Here is a 13157-nt window from a genome sequence, read left to right on the forward strand (position 1 = left end):
GCGTTCAGGGTGTTGCCGGTTGACCCAGGTAGGCTTCGATCACCCTGGGGTTCTTCTGTATCTCTTCAGGTTCCCCCTCGGCGATCTTCACACCGCGGTCAACGCAGACGATGCGGGTGCAGACCCCCATCACAACCTTCATATCGTGTTCGACCAGAAGCACGTCGATGCCCAGGCCGGATATGCGCGCGATGTCCTTCATCAACTCGGAACTTTCGGATGGATTCATTCCGGCGGCGGGCTCGTCCAGGAGCAACACCTTGGGATCCGAGGCCAGGGCCCGGGCGATCTCGAGACGGCGCTGCAAACCGTAGGGCAGGTTTTCAGCCGCTGTGTCGGCGAATTTGTCCACCCCCATGAAGGCCAGGGCGGTCTTGGCGCGCGCCATGATGGCCGCTTCCTCCGCCCGTTGGGAGGGTGTTTTGAATATGGCGCCGACGACCCCTTTCCGGGATCGGCAGTGTCGCGCGACCATGGCGTTTTCAGCCGCCGTCATTTTGGAAAAGAGTCGGATGTTCTGGAAGGTCCTGGCGATGCCCATGGAAAAGATTTCGTGGGGCCTGCGGCCGAGAATGCTTTCACCGTTGAATCGGACGTCGCCGTGGACCGGCCGGCAGACGCCGGTCAGGACGTTGAAGACCGTGGTTTTTCCAGCACCGTTGGGACCGATGAGGCCGACGATTTCTCCGGCGTTGATGTCGAAGCTCAGCTCCGAGAGCGCCTTGAGTCCGCCGAACCTGACGGTGATGTTCTGCATTTCTAAGTGTGCCATGGTATCCGCTGTTTTCCTGATTTGAACGGGTTGTACGGTTTCATGGGGTCGGAGCGCTCCCGGAACCTGTATGCGGTTGCTGCGTTATGTCGAGTTCCCGTTCGTCCCGGGCCGGCCTGCTTTCGGGTGTCGCTCCATGTAACTGTTGAAGCGGCGAACATGCGCCTGCAACAGCTCTCGGGCCTTTCCGCCGTCTTTCTGCTCGATGGCCGCCGCGACATCGTAGAGGTCCGACAGGTTTTCCTCCATCTCCCGGGTTGCCATGATCAGATAGCGCTTGAAAAAGAGATTGATGTTGTCGTGAACGGTCCTCAGGATACTGATGTAGATGGGATTTCGGGTCATGTGGGCGAAGAGAAGATGAATCTTCTTGTCCACTTCGAGAAAGTCCTCGAGATTTTCATCCCCGCCGGCCGCGTATCGGGCCGCCTGCCGGAGATAATCTCGGAGCGTGTCAAGGTCGGTTTTCCCGGCCCGGCTTGCGGCCAGCTCGACCACATCCCCTTCGAACCGTTCCCGGAATTCGGCCAGCTGACCGAGGGAGACCTGTTGGGATCGAATCAGCAGGCCCAGGCTCTGGGAGATCTGGTCGGAGGAGACGGCTTTGACCACGGCACCTCCGCCGGTGCCGAGCCGGATCTCGATGAGCCCTTTCTGCTCCAGAACCCGCAGTGCCTCCCGGAGGGTGCTGCGACTGGTCTTGAGCATATCCTTGAGATCGCGCTCGGCCGGCAGCCGATCCCCGGCCTTGAGACGACCCTGGAGGATGGCCTCCTCGATCTGCTCCACCACATCCTCGAAAATCCTGCTTTGTCTGGCTTCTCTGAAAAGCGGTTCCATCTGTTTCTCGCGGCGTAGGGTTAACTGTCCATACCGTTTTGCTGATGGATGTGTTTTGCATTTTTGTCAATGGTCAGACCATTTACTATGATCAGGGAGAAGCTGTCAAGCATTTTTTTTTACTCGGAAACCGGCTCAATCCGTCGTATTGTGAAACCGTCTTCCGACGTTATGGAACGGGAGCGGGGATCAGGGAATCAGACCCAGGTCCGCACCCCGGCGTCGGCAGGCGGCGGCGAAATCCTCGGGATAGTGGCCGTTGATCCACCGGAGCTGGGCCTCGGTGAAGGATCCTGGAGAGTAGGGGAGTTTGGGCAGAAAGCAGTAAATGAGTCGCTGCCCGGCGTCGCCTTCGTCAAAGCGCCTGGCGGCCTCGATGATGGTGATCATGCGGGCGCCGAGCCGTTCGAGAACGGTGACGGCGATCCACACGGCCCGGTCGAGTGAGGCCCGCACGGCGGTGTCGGCCTCGAGGATATGCCCCACCGGCGCCGCGGTCATCAGCTGAAGTTCCCATTGGGAGGTCTGGGCCTTGGGAACGAAGAGCATCACCCGGGGGTCCTCGTAGACGACGAGGCGCGCGTCCCGGTCTTTTCGACCGTCCATCCGTTGGTTGTTTCGGATCGCCCGGAGATAAGCCGAAAAAAAATCGGTGCGGTGGCGTCGCCTGAACCGATCGGCAAAATCGGCGACGAGATCCCCGAAGGCGAAGGTTTTCGGGTTTTCATCCCCGACGGCCCCGGCATCGGCGGTTTCAGGCGGCTCAACCCTGGAAAAGGTTCCCGGAATCAGGGCGTACTGCTGGTGGATCTGCTGGTGAGAGGCGTGGAGGCGGTAGCCGCTGGGGGAGAAATCGAACCCGAAATTCCATCCCCACAAAGTGGCTGAAAAATCGAGTTTTTTTCCGCTTCCGTCGGCGGAAACGGCCTTCATGACCGCTGTCCTCACCTGTTCCAGTTCCGGAACCGACAGGGTTCTGCGACGGACCGGAAGGGGGATGTCGAGGGTGTCGGCCATGCGGGCATAGGTCCGCTGATAGTAGAGGTGGCGCATGCCCCGGATGTCCGTCTCCGAAAGATCCCTGATCCGGTAACGCACGGCGTCGTCGGCCATGTTGGCGGCGTAGTGGCCCCAGGGGATGTAGCTGTTCCGGCGGAGATATTCGAAGACGTGACTTTTTCCGCCGTCGGCCCGAAATTCCCCCATGATCTCGCTTTGGCCCTGAACGCCGGGGCGAAGGACCATCACCCCCCGGTAGTCCTCCGGGAGACGGGCATTGTTGGCCAGCACCTCACACAGGGTGTGGTCCTTGATCCGGGCCTTGAAGCTTCCGCGCGGATCCCTTTCATACCGAAGACCGATGGGGCGCCGGGTGTCGGGGTTCCGCTCGAAGTCACAGCAGTGATCGGCGATCCGCTCCAGGTCGCGGGGGTCCGTGGCGTTGGCCGCCAGCGCGAGGAGCAGGGGCCTGGGAAGCAGGCGAAACAAAGCGTCGATCCGGGAAGGGTCGGGACATTCGTCGAGCCACTTTTCGAGGGTGCCGGTGAGGGAAACCTCCGGACGTTCCGGGAGAGATATGGTCGAGGGGTTTTCGGCGATACGGTCGGCGCTGGATTTGATGATGAAGGTGGCGCCCCGGAACGGGAACGGATTGGCGATTTCATAGATGACGTCCGCCCTGGGTTCGGACACGTCTCCGGGCGGAATATTGGTGGTGTTTTTCACCTCGGTGCCGTCTTCGCAGGCGCCCAGGGTTCGGAGGGGATCGGTCTCGCGAAAATTTCCGACATGGAAGCCCGGCTCGTGAATACCGACGACAAAACGACCGTCGGGGGTGACGCAGGATCTCAGGTTCATGGTGCCGTTCCTTTGTTGATGATGAGTTTCCGTGAGCGACGGATAAAAGGGGAAAAAACTGGTTTCCCATTAGCATATTTCCGTATTCAGTCAAGAGGGATGGGTTCATCGGCGGGAATCTGATTTTCCATATGTGAATTTTTATCGAAATTTGTTATGTTCGTTCTCAAATCAGGGCTTTCGTTGGAATAACCGGATGAAACCCCAAGACCGGAGAGCGAAGGCTGAAGGGGTACGAAAGCCCCGCTTGCCGGGGATGCACTCCTTCAGCCTTCGGTCTTTCATGAGGGACAGCAGTTTTGACCGTAAAACGGGCGATGGACACAGGAAGCGGAACATTACGTATATCGGCGAGGGAGGAGACCTTATGCTGGTGAAAAACTGGATGAGCCGGCGACTGATCACCGTCGACATCGACGCCGCCATGGCGGATGCCGTCAAGTTGATGAAAACGAACGACATTCATTTACTCCCGGTGCTCGATGGGGAGAAGCTTTCCGGCATTATTACCGACAGGGACCTCAAAAGGGCCTCCGCATCCGATGCCACGGCTCTGGAGATGTATGAACTCATCTACCTCCTGTCCAAGATCAGGGTGAGTGATATCATGACCCGGAAGATCATTACACTGGCGCCGGATACGACGGTGGAGGAGGCTGCGGAGGTCCTTCTGAAACAGAAGATATCCGGTGCGCCGGTGGTGGATGATGCCGGCAGGCTCCTGGGGGTCATCACCAAAAGCGATCTTTTCAGGATGTTGATTGCCCTCACCGGGTTGCCGAATCGGGGCATTCAATTCGCTCTCAAGGTCAAAAACCGACCTGATGTGATTCCGGAGCTGATGGCGATCTTCGGAGAATACGAGGGTCAGCTCGTCAACGTTCTCATTTCCCACAAACCCACGACCGATCAGAAATTCGTCAAGGTCTACTTCCGGATTCTCGGCCTCGATCGCTCCAGACTGGATGCCTTGAAGGAGGATCTCAGGGAAAAGGCGACCTTGCTCTATCTTGTGGATTATTTCGAAAACAGGCGGGAAATTTACGACGCCGAAGGCAACTGAACGGCATCGGCCATCGTCCTTCACTCAAAACCGATACATAGGAGTCGTACAATGAAAACGGCCTTGAGCATCGCCGGCTCGGATTCCTCCGGCGGGGCCGGCATCCAGGCGGATCTCAAAACCTTTCAGGCGCTTGGCGTTTTCGGCATGAGCGCCGTCACGGCGGTTACCGTTCAAAATACGCGGAAAGTCTATGATGTTCAGGAAATGACGCCCGAGATCGTCCGGGGCCAGATTCGATGTCTGTTCGACGACATCGACATTCATGCCGTCAAGATCGGGATGGTGTCGAGCATTCCCCTTATTCGCGCCGTGGCCGAGGCGCTTGGGACGGTATCGCCACCGCCCGTCGTCCTGGACCCGGTGATGATTTCCAAAAGCGGCTACCGTCTGTTGAAGGCGGACGCCCAGGCGGCCCTTGTCACCCTATTGTTTCCCCTGGCGGAAGTGGTCACGCCCAATATCTACGAGGCCGAAGCTTTGGTGGGGACGTCAATCCGAACCGTCGGCGAGATGGAGACGGCGGCGGCGGGAATCCTGGATCTGGGCGCGAAAAAGGTGGTGGTAAAAGGGGGACATCTCGGGGAGGCCGGGGCCACGGACGTTGTCTATGACGGCCGGGAATTCCGCAGGCTGGAGAGCCGTTGGATCGAGACGAAAAACACGCATGGGACCGGGTGTACGTTTTCGTCGGCGGTGGCCGCTCACCTGGCGTTGGGCTTTGGGTTCTTCGAGGCCGTGACCCGGGCCAAAACCTACGTCACGGGCGCCATCGCGCACGCCCTTGCCATCGGGAAGGGCCACGGCCCCACCCATCATTTTCACGATCTTTACGCCCGGGCGGGGATGGCGGTATAGCGGTCTCTCCCCGCGGGAACGGGGAGAGACCGCCGGCATCGGTTGACCGAAGGCTACCAGCCCCAGGTCAGGTACTCGTGGATGGAATCCGCCGCCTTCCGGCCGGCTCCCATGGCCAGGATCACCGTTGCGGCGCCGGTGACGATGTCGCCGCCGGCCCAGACCCCTCGTTTGGTGGTCTTGCCGGTCTCGGGATCGGCCGCGATGTAGCCCCATCGGTTCAACGTCATATCCTCGGTGGACTGGGTGAGCAGGGGATTGGCTCCCGATCCCACCGCCACGATCACCAGGTCGCAGGCCATTTCGAAATTGGAGCCCGATATGGGAACGGGCCGGCGCCGGCCGGAGTCATCGGGTTCTCCCAGTTCCATTTTGAGGCATTCCATGCCGGTCAGCCGGCCCTGGTCGTTGCCTAAATATTGGACGGGGTTGGTGAGCAGAAAAAACTCGATGCCCTCCTCCTCGGCGTGGTGAATCTCGGCGGTTCTGGCGGGCATCTCGTCCCGCGATCTTCTGTAGACGATCTTCACGCTGTCTGCCCCCAGCCGCATGGCGGTCCGGGCCGCGTCCATGGCGACGTTGCCGGCGCCCAGGACGACCACGTTTTTCCCCATGGGGATGGGGGTGTCGACCTCGGGAAACTTGTAGGCCTTCATGAGGTTGGCCCGGGTCAGGTACTCATTGGCGGAAAGAATGCCGATGAGGTTCTCGCCCGGAATGTTCATGAAGCGGGGCAGGCCGGCGCCTACGCCGACATATACGGCATCGTAGCCTTCCTGGAAGAGTTCGTCCACGGTGACGGTCCTGCCCACCACCATGTTGCAGGCGACGTGAACCCCCAGCCGCTCGAGGAAATCGACCTCGTGGGCCACGATGGCCTTGGGCAGGCGGAATTCCGGGATCCCGTAGACCAGGACGCCGCCGGGCTTGTGAAAGGCCTCCATGACGGTCACCTCATGACCCTTGACGATGAGGTCGCCGGCCACCGTGAGGCCCGAGGGGCCCGAACCGACCACCGCGATCTTTTTGCCGGTGGAAGCTTTGCGCGGCGGCAACTCTCCGGTGTTGTTTTCCCGTGCCCAGTCCGCGGCGAATCGCTCCAGGTTGCCGATGGCCACGGGAGCGCCTTTCTTGTTCAGGACGCATTGTCCCTCGCACTGGATCTCCTGGGGGCAGACCCTGCCGCAGACCGCGGGAAGGCTGTTCCTGGTCCAGAGATTCCGGATGGCGCCCTTGAAATCGCCTTCGGCGATCCGCGCGATAAATCCGGGAATATCCACGTTGACGGGACATCCTTCCACGCAGCTTGGTTTCTTGCACTGCAAACAGCGACCCGCTTCGATAACTGCGGTTTCGGCGGTGTAGCCCGTGGGCACCTCCGCGAAGTTTCTTCTCCGGATTTCAGGGGCCTGTTCCGGCATGGCCTGCCTGGAGACCGTCTCTTTTCTGGCTTTCTTTTCCGACATGTGTTGCTCCTATTGCTCCATTCTGCAGAAATCGTTATAGCAGCGCCGTTCGTCCTCGCTGTAGGCCTGAAGGCGCTTCATAAGTTCGTCATAATCAACCTTGTGGCCGTCGAATTCCGGCCCGTCGACGCAGGCGAACCGTGTTTCGCCCCCGACGGTGACGCGACAGCCGCCGCACATGCCCGTGCCGTCGACCATGATGGGATTGAGGCTGACCAGCGTCGGGACATTGTATTCCGCCGTGATCCCGGAGACGAATTTCATCATGGGCACCGGGCCGATGGCCACCACCTGCCTGACGTCCTCCTTTTCCAGGATTTCCTTCAGGGCTTCGGTGACGAATCCCGGACGCCCGTAGGAGCCGTCGTCGGTGCAGACGTGGAGTTCATTGGACGCCGACCGCATCTTGTCCTCGAGGATCAGAAGGTCCCGGTTCCGGGCGCCGATGATGCCGATGACGCGGTTGCCGATCTCCTTGAGTGCCCGGGTGATGGGGTGCAGTACGGCGATGCCGGTCCCGCCCCCGACACAGACCACCGTACCCTGTTTTTCCAGATGGGTGGCTTTCCCCAGAGGGCCGATGACGTCCTGATAACCGTCCCCCACGTTGAGGGTCTTGAACAAGGCCGTACTTTTGCCGACGACCATGTAGATGATCGTGATGGTGCCTTTATCCGGGTCGGTGTCGGCCATGGTGAGGGGGATCCGTTCGCCCTCTTCGTTGGCCTTGATAATGACGAATTGTCCCGGTTTGGCCTTCCGGGCGATGAGGGGCGCGGCGATTTCATTCAGAATCACCGTACCGCCGGCCATTTCTTCTCGCTTTACGATTTCAAACATCTTGAAAAATACCTCCAGATCGGGGTTTCCCGTTTCGTCCTCAGCCGGTGGTGCCGCGATCCGGTTGAGCGCTTGGGCGGGAAAAACATGGGTGTTGGTGCCCAATGCGAGTGAAAAATTATGAGAATGCCCAAAAAAATATCGAAATACTCATCCTGATCAGCGTATTATATGGCCGCTGCAAGCGCATGGTATCATCCAAGCGCATGATATCGTCATAGATGAGGATTTCGCGTTGAAAAAAAGTATCGCCAAAAAATTTAACGACTGCAAGCAAAAAAATAAAAATCAATGGAGATCCATTTCGGGAAAGAGAGTGTCTTGATGAAACTGTTCGACAGCCATTGTCATCTGAACGATAAAAGCTATGCCAAGGACATTGACCAGGTGCTCGGCCGGATGGCGGACGCCGGCGTCGGTGCCGCCATGCTGGTGGGCGTCAACCGGGAGGATTCGGAAAAGGCGGTCCGGCTTGCCGCGTCCAGCCCTGTCCTCTATGCGTCGGTGGGCGTCCATCCCCATGACGCCGCAACCTGTTCCGAGGAGACGCTCGCGGCACTGAGTGCCCTTGCCGCGCATCCCAAGGTTCGGGCCTGGGGTGAGATCGGGCTCGATTTCAACCGGATGTTCTCGCCGAGGGACGTTCAGGAGCGCTGGTTCCTTCGGCAGCTCGAGACGGCGGATGATCTGGATCTGCCGCTGATTTTTCACGAAAGGGATTCCGGAGGACGGTTTCTGGAGATCCTGAAGGCCACCCATGGAGAGCGACGACGGGGCGTGGTCCACTGCTTCAGCGGTAACCGGAGGGAGCTCTCGGCTTACCTGGATATGGGATATCATATCGGGATTACCGGCATCCTCACCATCCAACAACGCGGGGCCGAACTTCGGGCGTTGGTCCCAGCCATCCCGATGGATCGGCTTCTGATCGAAACCGACGCGCCTTACCTGACGCCCGCGCCTCAAAAGAACCGGACCCGCCGAAACGAACCCGCATTTGTAGTCTCGACCCTCCTGAAACTGGCCGAGATTCGGGGCGAGGACCCGGAGGTTCTTGCGGCGGCCACATGGAACAACGCCTGTCGCCTTTTCGGCATCCCCCTGGAATCGTAAGGAAAGACCGCGGCAACGCCGCGGTTTATTCCTCGTCTCCCTGACTCATTTCGGTGATCCGGCATTCCGGATCACTCATGCAGGGCGCACCCTCGATCCGCATGACCGTGATGCCGTTTCGAACGCGTTCGACAATGAAGCGCTTGCCGCAGACGTCGCAACGGTTGTAAACCGGAGCATAATCCACTGCGGGTTCAAGGGTGACGAATCCCCCGCAATAGGGGCATCGATCCATGCTCTCGGTTTCCGAGGCGTTGAGATACGTGGTTGAATAGGTTTTCATGGCGTTCCTCCGTTCAGGGGCTAGGGTTTTGTTGAGCGCGACCGAACTTGCCGGATGCCATCCGTAACACAGGGGCAGCAGGGTTGATACTGATGAGGATCAGACGATGGGCCCGGGAGGGGTGAGTTCCCGGGCCATCGTTGTAGGAGGTAAGGCAAATCTGTATTCGCCCCGTATCCGAATATCCAAGCAATTTATATGCCTGATGAATGGTTTGGCCGTCGCCGTGACCTGAAATAAAGACGAAACCATCCGTGAACGGCTTGTCCGCGTGGCGGGGAGGCTTTGCCGGGGAAGCCTGACGGACGACTTCACCCCTGAAAGGGTGTGATATCAATTTCGTCTTGAAATGGATTGCCATCGGCTCTCCGCGGTCCCGAGGTGTTCAATTATCGAATTTACAAGTGTTAAACAGTTAAGTATTTTAACGGTCGCTAAGGAGGCAATCTCTTTCCTATAGGCTGAAGGCTGAAGACTGAAGGCTGGAGACTGAAGGCTGGAGGGTGAAGGCTGGAGACTGGGGGGCGGCGGGTGGCAGTTTAAAACTGGAGGGGATGAACGCTTCGTTCTTTACAGGTACATCCCCTCAGCCGATGAACACCGATTGTTCTATTGCCTTTCATGACCTGCCCGTGGAGGCCCATATCAACCCCGCTGCGTATTCACCTGAAGAGATGCGACGATTCTGTAGACAATCATGGGAATATCTGATAAGGAAAGCCGAGTTTTTATCTGCCGTTCGCACCCGCGAAAAGAGGGCTTACCCTTTTGGAGAATCCACTGCGCATTAGAATATCTTCCTGATTTTATTTTGAATTTATCTCAATCAAGCGTATTTGATCTCTTTAATTACAATTGACATACCGGTTAGGTGTTGTTAAAATGTCGAACTTTTTTGAGTGTCATAACTTTTTCTTTTTATAAGAAATCTCGAGCCAGATATGCGGAATATGAACATTAGCAAGATGCAGGATCCACTGTCGCGGGAGGTCATCATCGTCAATGAGCTGGGCCTCCATGCCAGATCCGCCGCGAAAATTGCGGCGATCGCCAGCCATGCCGAATCACAGGTGACCATTTCGAAGGGGGATGAGATCGTAGATGCCAAAAGCATCATCGACATGCTGACCCTGGCGTGCGGAAAAGGCATGCGAATCACCATTAACGTCGATTCGGATGCGGATGCCGAGATTCTGAGCAAAATTGCGGAACTCGTTGAAAACGGTTTCGGAGAATAGCGGGTATGACCGAAAACGAATCACAGGAGATTGTGCTGAAAGGCCTGGGCGTCGCCCCGGGCATATGCATCGGCAAGGCGTATCTGGTCGATAAGGAAGGGGTCAATGTCGTCAAGAAGTACTATATCGCCGAGGCGGATCTCCACAAGGAGGAGATTCGGTTCAAGTCGGCGGTGAGTCGGGCCAGACAGGAGCTTGCCGCCATCATCCAGGAAACCCCGAAAGAGCTTCGCCAGCACACCGCCATTCTGGAAACCCACATGGTCCTGCTGCAGGACAAGCTGCTGTACGGTCAGACCCTCGACACCATCCAGCGGTTTCGATACAATGCCGAATGGGCCCTCAAAAACGTCGTCGACGAACTCAAGGCCATGTTTCAGAACATGAGCGAGCCCTATTTCAGGGAGCGGGGTGCCGACATCGTCCACGTCTCGGACCGGATCATGCGGAACCTGGTGGGGGGAGATGCCGTCAACATCAGGGATATCGACAAGCGGGTCATTCTGGTGGCCAAAGACCTCTCTCCCGCTGAAACCAGCCAGATCCAACTCGAACGGATCAAGGGACTCGTGACCGACGGCGGGGGCATCGCCTCCCACACGGGCATCATCGCCCGGACCCTCGAAATTCCCGCGGTGCTGGGCCTCAACAACGCCACCCAGATCATCCGGAACGATGATTTCATCGTAGTGGACGGCTCCGCCGGCCTTTTGATCATCCATCCCACGGAACAGACCCTGATGGAGTATGAGGAGCGGGCCGCTCGATACGAACGCCACCGAGCCCTCATCGCCCGGGAGAGCCGCATGCCGGCCAAGACCTTGGACGGCATCTCCATCCAGGTCATGGGGAACATCGAGCTCCCCGAGGAGGTGGTCGCCGTAAGGGATTACGGCGGCAACGGCATTGGCCTGTATCGAACCGAATTTCAGTACCTGGGCCGGCGCGGATTCCCCACGGAGAACGATCTTTTCGACAAGTATCGGGACGTGGTCGAGGTGATGACGCCCCGGCCCGTCACCATCCGAACCCTCGACATCAACGGCGACAAAGCCCTGCCCGGCCAGTCCGGCAACGGCGAGGCAAATCCGGTCCTGGGGCTTCGGGCCATCCGCTATTGCCTCAAGAAGCCCGAGATCTTCAAGACCCAGCTTCGGGCCATCCTCCGGGCGGCGCTTTACGGCAACGTGCGCATCATGTTTCCCATGATCTCCTGCTGCGAGGAGGTCCGGCAGGCCAAGACGCTTCTGAAGGAGGCCGCCGAGTCCCTGGCCGCCGAGGGCATTGAATTCGAATACAATGTCGACGTCGGCATCATGGTGGAGGTGCCGTCGGCCGTGGCCATCGCCGACATGCTGGCCGACGAGGTCGATTTTTTCAGCATCGGCACCAACGACCTGATCCAGTATGCCCTGGCCATCGACCGGGGAAACCGGTATGTCTCCCACATGTACCGGCCGCTTCACCCCGCCATCATCCGCATGATCAAGACGGTGGTGGACGTGGGCCACCAGAAGGGCATCAAGGTCTACATGTGCGGGGAGATGGCCGGCGACCCCATTCATCTGCCGGTGCTCCTGGGCCTGGGACTGGACGAACTCAGCATGAACCCCCAGTCGATTCCCCTGGTGAAAAACGCTATCCGGAAGCTGAGCATCAAGGAGAGCCGGGCGTTCATGTATCGGATTTTCAAAGACAAAAAAGAGGGCCAGATCGAATCGTTCCTCAAAAAGGCCTACGCCGGCGTCCTGTTCGATCTGGATATCGATGAGGACGAAATCGCCGTCTGAACGGACACGGCGTCAAAGGGAGAAAAGGATTGAAAAAAGAAGGGCGAAAACTGATCGCCAACAACAAGAAGGCCCGGTTCAACTATTTCATCATCGACAAGTTCGAGGCGGGCATGGTGCTTCTGGGCACCGAGGTGAAGTCGCTCCGCATGGGCAAGACCCATCTCAAGGACGCCTACGCCAAAATCGTGAACGGCGAGGTCTTCGTCTACCAGATGCACATCGGCCCCTATCCCTTTGCCTACTACGACAACCACGACCCCCTGAGGCCCCGGAAGCTTCTGCTGCACAACTACGAGATCAAGCGGCTCTACGGCAAGGTGAACGAGCAGGGGCTTTCCCTGATCCCCATGGACCTCTATTTCAAGGACGGCAAGGTCAAGATGACCCTCGCGCTCTGCAAGGGCAAGCGGCTCCACGACAAGCGCGATGCCATCCGGGAGCGGGACACCCGGCGGGACATGGACCGGAGTCGGAAAGACGGCTACTGATTCCCTTGACAAACGACCGAAAAACCATTAAATTTATATTGTAAAAAAGGTTCTTTTCCAAATTATATCCTTATGGGGGCGAAACGGCTTCGACGGGGATAAAGAAGCATTGATTGCATGTCGAGGTTTCCTGCTGCTCGTTAAACGCGGGAAATAAATATAATCGCAGACGATTATAACTACGCCGTAGCCGCTTAGGCGGCTTCCGTTCTGCCAGGTTCCTCCCGCGGACCTGAACAGAGCGTCGACTTAGCGGGATAGTTGGTCCGGATTGCCTGGCTCCGGTCCGGCGAACGTTACAGGCTGGCCTTATACGGTATCCCGTCCGGAGGAGACCGTAAAAGGCGAGAATAAAATTCCGGAATAAGCATGTAGATATCAATGTGGAATGTTTTCGGACGCGGGTTCGACTCCCGCCGCCTCCACCATTTAGAAAAGACAAACCCGTCTCTCTGGGGTCATTCTCCGGGGTGACGGGTTTTCTTTTTCCCCTTGTTTCTAAAGGGGTTGCGCCCGTTTCACATCTTTCCAAAGCACCTCTTCGCA

The 13157-nt window shown here is 58.1% G+C and carries 12 protein-coding genes and 1 other RNA gene; 7 read left to right on the forward strand and 6 right to left on the reverse strand.

Annotated elements, in window-relative coordinates:
- Nucleotides 1–4: 4 nt before the first annotated feature.
- From AB7S84_RS07540 to AB7S84_RS07550, 3 genes are all read right to left on the reverse strand, one after another.
- A complete protein-coding gene (locus AB7S84_RS07540) occupies nucleotides 5–772 on the reverse strand; it encodes an ABC transporter ATP-binding protein (RefSeq protein WP_020876137.1) in 768 nt (255 codons plus the stop codon).
- An 84-nt stretch (nucleotides 773–856) separates the two neighbouring features.
- Nucleotides 857–1612 (reverse strand): FadR/GntR family transcriptional regulator, encoded by a 756-nt coding sequence (locus AB7S84_RS07545; protein WP_020876138.1) that lies wholly within the window; start codon nucleotides 1610–1612, stop codon nucleotides 857–859.
- A gap of 189 nt (nucleotides 1613–1801) precedes the next feature.
- Nucleotides 1802–3469, reverse strand: a complete 1668-nt coding sequence (locus AB7S84_RS07550) for a hypothetical protein (RefSeq protein ID WP_428153727.1) — start codon at nucleotides 3467–3469, stop codon at nucleotides 1802–1804.
- Between the two features lie 367 nt (nucleotides 3470–3836).
- On the opposite strand from AB7S84_RS07550, the gene AB7S84_RS07555 reads away from it, so the two are divergent.
- Together AB7S84_RS07555 and thiD are read left to right on the forward strand one after the other, a co-directional pair.
- Complete coding sequence (locus tag AB7S84_RS07555) at nucleotides 3837–4532, forward strand: CBS domain-containing protein (protein WP_020876140.1); 696 nt, start codon at nucleotides 3837–3839, stop codon at nucleotides 4530–4532.
- A gap of 51 nt (nucleotides 4533–4583) precedes the next feature.
- Entirely contained in the window at nucleotides 4584–5390 is an 807-nt protein-coding gene (thiD, locus tag AB7S84_RS07560) for a bifunctional hydroxymethylpyrimidine kinase/phosphomethylpyrimidine kinase (RefSeq protein WP_020876141.1), read from the forward strand.
- A 53-nt stretch (nucleotides 5391–5443) separates the two neighbouring features.
- Here thiD and gltA read toward each other — a convergent pair whose 3' ends face one another.
- Nucleotides 5444–6856: an NADPH-dependent glutamate synthase gene (gltA, locus tag AB7S84_RS07565; protein ID WP_020876142.1), complete on the reverse strand. Its 1413-nt coding sequence runs from the start codon at nucleotides 6854–6856 to the stop codon at nucleotides 5444–5446.
- A 9-nt stretch (nucleotides 6857–6865) separates the two neighbouring features.
- The gene (locus AB7S84_RS07570) at nucleotides 6866–7696 is read right to left on the reverse strand and encodes a sulfide/dihydroorotate dehydrogenase-like FAD/NAD-binding protein (RefSeq protein WP_020876143.1); all 831 of its coding nucleotides are present in this window, start codon (nucleotides 7694–7696) and stop codon (nucleotides 6866–6868) included.
- 324 nt (nucleotides 7697–8020) lie between these two features.
- Between AB7S84_RS07570 and AB7S84_RS07575 the strand changes: the two genes are divergently transcribed.
- On the forward strand, nucleotides 8021–8809 hold the full coding sequence (locus tag AB7S84_RS07575; RefSeq protein ID WP_040414667.1) for a TatD family hydrolase: 789 nt from the start codon (nucleotides 8021–8023) through the stop codon (nucleotides 8807–8809).
- A gap of 25 nt (nucleotides 8810–8834) precedes the next feature.
- Here AB7S84_RS07575 and AB7S84_RS07580 read toward each other — a convergent pair whose 3' ends face one another.
- Nucleotides 8835–9092 (reverse strand): hypothetical protein, encoded by a 258-nt coding sequence (locus AB7S84_RS07580; RefSeq protein WP_020876145.1) that lies wholly within the window; start codon nucleotides 9090–9092, stop codon nucleotides 8835–8837.
- A 950-nt stretch (nucleotides 9093–10042) separates the two neighbouring features.
- Here AB7S84_RS07580 and AB7S84_RS07585 point away from each other — a divergent pair.
- The 4 genes from AB7S84_RS07585 to ssrA all read left to right on the forward strand — a co-directional run bounded on the left by AB7S84_RS07585 (nucleotide 10043) and on the right by ssrA (nucleotide 13039).
- Nucleotides 10043–10330, forward strand: coding sequence for an HPr family phosphocarrier protein (locus AB7S84_RS07585; protein ID WP_428153732.1), 288 nt, complete (start codon nucleotides 10043–10045; stop codon nucleotides 10328–10330).
- Nucleotides 10331–10335: 5 nt separating this feature from the next.
- Complete coding sequence (gene ptsP / locus AB7S84_RS07590) at nucleotides 10336–12120, forward strand: phosphoenolpyruvate--protein phosphotransferase (protein WP_020876148.1); 1785 nt, start codon at nucleotides 10336–10338, stop codon at nucleotides 12118–12120.
- Between the two features lie 29 nt (nucleotides 12121–12149).
- Nucleotides 12150–12611, forward strand: a complete 462-nt coding sequence (smpB, locus tag AB7S84_RS07595) for an SsrA-binding protein SmpB (protein ID WP_428153735.1) — start codon at nucleotides 12150–12152, stop codon at nucleotides 12609–12611.
- A gap of 74 nt (nucleotides 12612–12685) precedes the next feature.
- Nucleotides 12686–13039: a transfer-messenger RNA gene (ssrA, locus tag AB7S84_RS07600) on the forward strand.
- Nucleotides 13040–13157 lie beyond the last annotated feature (118 nt).

This window comes from Desulfococcus sp. (assembly GCF_050178255.1).
GTDB classification, from domain to species: Bacteria; Desulfobacterota; Desulfobacteria; order Desulfobacterales; family Desulfococcaceae; genus Desulfococcus; species Desulfococcus multivorans.

Bases quoted from the DNA above. Each gene is read 5' to 3' on its own strand.
- gltA (WP_020876142.1), bottom strand. From the start codon at position 6,856: ATGTCGGAAAAGAAAGCCAGAAAAGAGACGGTCTCCAGGCAGGCCATG.
- AB7S84_RS07550 (WP_428153727.1), bottom strand. From the start codon at position 3,469: ATGAACCTGAGATCCTGCGTCACCCCCGACGGTCGTTTTGTCGTCGGT.
- AB7S84_RS07545 (WP_020876138.1), bottom strand. From the start codon at position 1,612: ATGGAACCGCTTTTCAGAGAAGCCAGACAAAGCAGGATTTTCGAGGAT.
- AB7S84_RS07575 (WP_040414667.1), top strand. From the start codon at position 8,021: ATGAAACTGTTCGACAGCCATTGTCATCTGAACGATAAAAGCTATGCC.
- AB7S84_RS07555 (WP_020876140.1), top strand. From the start codon at position 3,837: ATGCTGGTGAAAAACTGGATGAGCCGGCGACTGATCACCGTCGACATC.
- AB7S84_RS07580 (WP_020876145.1), bottom strand. From the start codon at position 9,092: ATGAAAACCTATTCAACCACGTATCTCAACGCCTCGGAAACCGAGAGC.
- thiD (WP_020876141.1), top strand. From the start codon at position 4,584: ATGAAAACGGCCTTGAGCATCGCCGGCTCGGATTCCTCCGGCGGGGCC.
- AB7S84_RS07570 (WP_020876143.1), bottom strand. From the start codon at position 7,696: ATGTTTGAAATCGTAAAGCGAGAAGAAATGGCCGGCGGTACGGTGATT.
- ptsP (WP_020876148.1), top strand. From the start codon at position 10,336: ATGACCGAAAACGAATCACAGGAGATTGTGCTGAAAGGCCTGGGCGTC.
- AB7S84_RS07585 (WP_428153732.1), top strand. From the start codon at position 10,043: ATGAACATTAGCAAGATGCAGGATCCACTGTCGCGGGAGGTCATCATC.
- AB7S84_RS07540 (WP_020876137.1), bottom strand. From the start codon at position 772: ATGGCACACTTAGAAATGCAGAACATCACCGTCAGGTTCGGCGGACTC.